The organism is Psychrobacter sp. T6-1 (assembly GCF_052258445.1).
Map to the genome: position 1 here is coordinate 1 of NZ_JBQQFC010000197.1, position 4,577 is coordinate 4,577.

The 4,577-nt window shown below is 44.8% G+C and carries 5 protein-coding genes, 1 tRNA gene and 1 pseudogene; 2 read left to right on the forward strand and 5 right to left on the reverse strand.

The genetic code is table 11. From position 1 onward, the window contains the following. The 4 genes and pseudogenes from ACTXGO_RS09935 to ACTXGO_RS09950 all read right to left on the reverse strand — a co-directional run. A pseudogene (locus ACTXGO_RS09935) lies at positions 1 to 293 on the reverse strand (NADPH-dependent 7-cyano-7-deazaguanine reductase QueF); the annotation flags it as partial. A gap of 44 nt (positions 294 to 337) precedes the next feature. Continuing rightward, positions 338 to 1,111, reverse strand: coding sequence for an ABC transporter permease (locus tag ACTXGO_RS09940; protein ID WP_317200862.1), 774 nt, complete (start codon positions 1,109 to 1,111; stop codon positions 338 to 340). Between the two features lie 32 nt (positions 1,112 to 1,143). Further along, positions 1,144 to 2,106: an ABC transporter ATP-binding protein gene (locus tag ACTXGO_RS09945; protein WP_317200845.1), complete on the reverse strand. Its 963-nt coding sequence runs from the start codon at positions 2,104 to 2,106 to the stop codon at positions 1,144 to 1,146. Positions 2,107 to 2,356: 250 nt separating this feature from the next. Further along, the gene (locus tag ACTXGO_RS09950; protein ID WP_317200844.1) at positions 2,357 to 3,025 is read right to left on the reverse strand and encodes a c-type cytochrome; all 669 of its coding nucleotides are present in this window, start codon (positions 3,023 to 3,025) and stop codon (positions 2,357 to 2,359) included. 304 nt (positions 3,026 to 3,329) lie between these two features. Between ACTXGO_RS09950 and ACTXGO_RS09955 the strand changes: the two genes are divergently transcribed. Continuing rightward, positions 3,330 to 3,406: transfer RNA gene (locus ACTXGO_RS09955), tRNA-Arg, on the forward strand. Positions 3,407 to 3,553: 147 nt separating this feature from the next. On the opposite strand, the gene ACTXGO_RS09960 is transcribed toward ACTXGO_RS09955, so the two are convergent. Beyond that, positions 3,554 to 3,934: a hypothetical protein gene (locus tag ACTXGO_RS09960; RefSeq protein WP_317200843.1), complete on the reverse strand. Its 381-nt coding sequence runs from the start codon at positions 3,932 to 3,934 to the stop codon at positions 3,554 to 3,556. Between the two features lie 32 nt (positions 3,935 to 3,966). On the opposite strand from ACTXGO_RS09960, the gene ACTXGO_RS09965 reads away from it, so the two are divergent. Next, a partial coding sequence (locus ACTXGO_RS09965) for an SIR2 family NAD-dependent protein deacylase (RefSeq protein WP_443574281.1) occupies positions 3,967 to 4,577 on the forward strand: 611 nt, incomplete at its 3' end.

The window sequence follows — 4,577 nt, forward strand, 5'->3', positions numbered from 1 at the left end:
GCAAACTCAGTAAAATTAATACTGTTTAAATACAGCTTAAGTGACTTTGACTCAATGATATACGGCGAGCTTGCAGGGACACTAAAGCGCGCTATCGCTACTTGCGAGACGCCTTGCACATTGAGCCATGACATCTCAAACGCCTGCCACCAGTCAACACCGACAGCAAGCTTATCATCCTGCCAGCCAATTGCCGCGCGCCCCATACTACGGGCGATGGGATATAGCGTCTGTGGACTATACTCAGTGGGATAATCAGTGGTCTGCTCGCCTAAAATACCGTGAATACTCATAAATGACCTTTAGCGCTTAACATTAAAACTACAAACCAATAAAGCTACAACCGAATCCGTGAACCATCACTTAGTAAGCGATAAGAGATCACATAGAACACCACACAAAAGGCAAAAATCGCCGCCATCGAATAGAACACATTGACATCAGAGTAACCTAAAATACCATAGCGAAATGAGTTTACCATATACACAATTGGGTTGAGTAAGGAGACATTTTGCCAAAATTCTGATAAGTCTTCCATCGAATAAAACACCCCGCCCAAAAAGGTCAACGGCGTGAGAACGAAACTTGGCACAATAGAGATGTCATCAAAAGAGCGTGCAAACACCGCATTAATAAAACCGCCAAGCGAGAACAATATCGAAGTACCAAGCACGGTGAATATAGTGACAAATAAGTGCTCAACGCCCAAGTCCGTAAAGAACAGCGCGACGATAGAGACCACAATTGCAATGACTAATCCGCGAAAGATACCGCCGCTGACATAACCTGCCAATATCGCATGTTTGGAGACTGGCGAGACCAGTAACTCCTCAATACTAGCGGTGAACTTAGCACTAAAAAAACTAGAGACCACGTTTGAGTAGCTATTAGTAATTACTGCCATCATGATAAGGCCAGGTACAATAAACTGCATATAAGGCACGCCGCCCATCTCACCCACTCTATCGCCAATCATACGACCAAAGATAATAAAGTACAGTGTCATAGTAATAACTGGTGGCAACAGCGTTTGCGGCCAGATACGCAAAATCCGGCGTATCTCTTTGAGTAAAATAGTGCGAAAAGCAATCCACTTTTTGCCCCATGACATGGTCTCATTTGGGTCTACCGTTATTTTTTTATTCATAACCCTGACTCCTTCATGCTGTCTTTGCTATCGATATTTTGATCTACTAGGCGCATGAACAGCTCCTCTAAGCGGTTAGACTTATTACGCATGCTGGCGATAGTGATGCCCTGATCAGAGAGTTGAGTAAAGACGCCGTTTAGCGACTCGCCTTCTGTCAGCGTCACCTCAAGGGTTAAGCTATCAGGCTGTGCAACTTCGGTGACATCAGTAAGCTTTATAGGGTGATCGACAGGTACTGACAAATCAAAAACGAAAGTCTCAACAGACAACTGCGCAAGCAAGTCCTTCATCTCGGTATTAATACGAATCTCACCATGATCTAAGATAGCGATGCGCTTACACAGCTGCTCTGCTTCCTCCAAATAATGCGTCGTCAGAATAATCGTAGTGTTTTCTTCGACATTAATCTGCTGCATAAACTCCCACATGGAGCGGCGCAGCTCGATATCGACGCCAGCGGTTGGCTCATCGAGGATCAAAAGCTTAGGCTTATGAATCAGCGCGCGCGCAATCATCAATCGGCGCTTCATACCGCCAGATAGCTCACGCGACTTGCTATCGCGCTTGTCCCATAATCCAAGAGCGGTCAATAGGCGCTTGGCTCGCGGCTTAGCTTCTTTAGCTGATATACCAAAGTAACCTGCTTGAGTAATTAGAATATCTTCAACTTTTTCAAACATATTGAAGTTAAATTCTTGCGGCACGACTCCTAAATATTGCTTTGCAACGGATGGATTCTCTAGCAAATCTGTACCAAAAATATGCACGCTGCCAGTAGTTGGCTTAAATAACGAGCTGATAATACCAATCATGGTCGATTTACCAGCACCATTAGGCCCAAGCAGCGCAAAAAATCCACCTTGCGGTACGGTCAAGTCGATACCTTTTAAAGCTGAAAATCCATTATCGTAAGTCTTAGATAAATCTCGAACGGTGAGTGCTGGTACCTCTGACATGACGACCTCTTAAATAAATAGTAAAATTTATTATTATAATAAATAATGTAGCTCTTAAAGTGAGGCTGCCTGCAGTGTATTTCAAGCGCACATTATAGCAAGGACGATATTGATAATATCAATCAGCAAATAAGGACTACAAAAAAGCGCCTACCTCATCAATGAAATAGACGCTTTTAATTCTAAGATTAACTTTATAACTAGTGCTACCTAAGTGCTCACTATGATGTTTAGCAAAAATAAAACTATCTTAGCTGGCCTCAGCAATCATATAGTCGACCGCGTTTTGAACCTCTTCATCAGGAATATCAGCACCACCTTTAGCTGGCATGGCATTAAAACCTTGAATCGCATGGGTATATAGCGTATCTGCACCTTTAGCGATACGTGGACCCCAAGCGCCCGCGTCCCCTAGCATTGGCGAGCCAAGTAGGCCTGAAGCGTGGCAAGTCTGGCACACCGCATTGTATACTGCAGCACCGTCACGTGGACCACCATCAGCAGAAGCGCTAGCAGCTCTGACGGTTACATCACAGATCTCGCCTTCTTCAAAACAGACGCGTCCTACAGGCTGAATACGAGCAACCAGATTGGGGTAAAGCGCAACCAGCTTTTGAACTTGCGGGGTATCTTCTGGAATAGGCTCTTCTTCAGCAGGTGCCGCTTGCACGGTTACCGCCTCGCCTGCTTCTGCGTCTTCACCCGCTACTACTGCCGTCTCATCAACAGGCGCAGCATCCGTCGTATCAGCAGCAGCTTGTACGTCATCACCGAGCACCTGCGGCGCGTTTTCAACGACTTCTTGGGCCTCTACTACCTCAGAGACCGTCGTTGTATCTACAACTTCTTCAGCTTGGCTCACCGCGATACTAGCAATCCCTAGAATGGCAGCTGCCGATAACATCACTACTTTTCTCATTCGTCACGTTCTCTTATTACATATACAAATGGCAAATAGGCAAAAAAATTATCTGACAGCCAGCGTACCGGTATCAAAATAAATAATCTTTGCATGCTTTGACACAATTGTAATCGGTGAATATGGATCAAATTCGTTGTCCCTAACATTATAAGGGAAAAGGGTGGTAGATTGCCATGCCTGATTGTTGACTTGACTGTTTTTTCGTAAATAATGAGGATAGCCTGCATCGCTTATTGGTTTTAGCCGCTTTATTTGCTAGACTAAGCGGTCTTAAATTTATGTCGCCGTACGTAAATACTAAGCGCTCGTAGCTCAGTTGGATAGAGTATCGGCCTCCGAAGCCGAGGGTCACAGGTTCGATCCCTGTCGAGCGCACCATTTATTGCATTACTCTCTCTTGCTCTGTACTACCCTCTTTTTGCATTACCTGCTACTCAAACCCTATTATGTTTTTAATATAATTTAGTAGTACCTACAGAATACTGCTAACAGCACTCTATCGAACCACTTCAAGCTTACGCAAAACTACTGCGCATCCTGTAAGTTAGCAGCTAGCTGATCGCGGCTTGGGACGCGGTGATAGTTAATCACTGGCACCTCGCCCAAACGGCGTTGACCCATAGCGAGTTTTTTATCAATAGTAATCATGGCAATTTTTTTATCTTGCTTACTCACGAGCAAATGATTGGCTTTTTGCTTAACCACATAATCTGGGAAGTACTGCTTTAATAATAAGGCGGTTTTTTGCAAGCTATCATTAATAGGTATCTTTTGTTTTTTTGCTTGCCCGCGAGCCGATTTTTGATAAAGCCCCTCGCCCTTTTTTGCGCCGCGCGACTTGGCAAACAGCCACAGCCCAATGGCTACGCTTAGCAATATGACAAGCCACCATATTCCGTCTATCATAAACACTGTCATCCATTATTGAGGGTTAGGTTATGGTAGCAGAATTATCAACGCAGTTAGTAGCCCAACAACAGCACGCGGTTAAATTATTAACATCAGCTAAGCGCATCTGTATCTTAACGGGCGCAGGTATCTCAGCTGAAAGCGGTATCCCCACCTTTCGAGATAAGCAGACAGGCTTGTGGGAGAATTACCGCGCTGAGGATTTGGCCAGCCCTATTGCCTTTGATCGTGATCCAAAAATGGTTTGGTCATGGTATCAATGGCGTCGACAACTGGTACAGGATAAAGCGCCTAATCCTGCGCACTTAGCCTTGGCGCAGTGGCAGCAAAGCGTTAAACAAAGTCATCAGCACATTACAATCATCACTCAAAACGTCGATGATTTACATGAACAAGCAGGCGCTCAGGTGACGCATTTGCACGGGCATCTATGGCGCAATCGCTGTCATCAGTGTGATAAACCTTATAAGATAGAAGGTATAAATAAAGAGAATCAATATGCTAACGATGAGCTAATCACCTGCCCGCACTGCGCAGGTTACATCAGACCTGATATTGTTTGGTTTGGTGAAGCCTTACCTGTAGAGGCGTGGCAAATAGCAGAACAGGCAGCCGCAAGCTGTGAGGTATTTATGAGTAT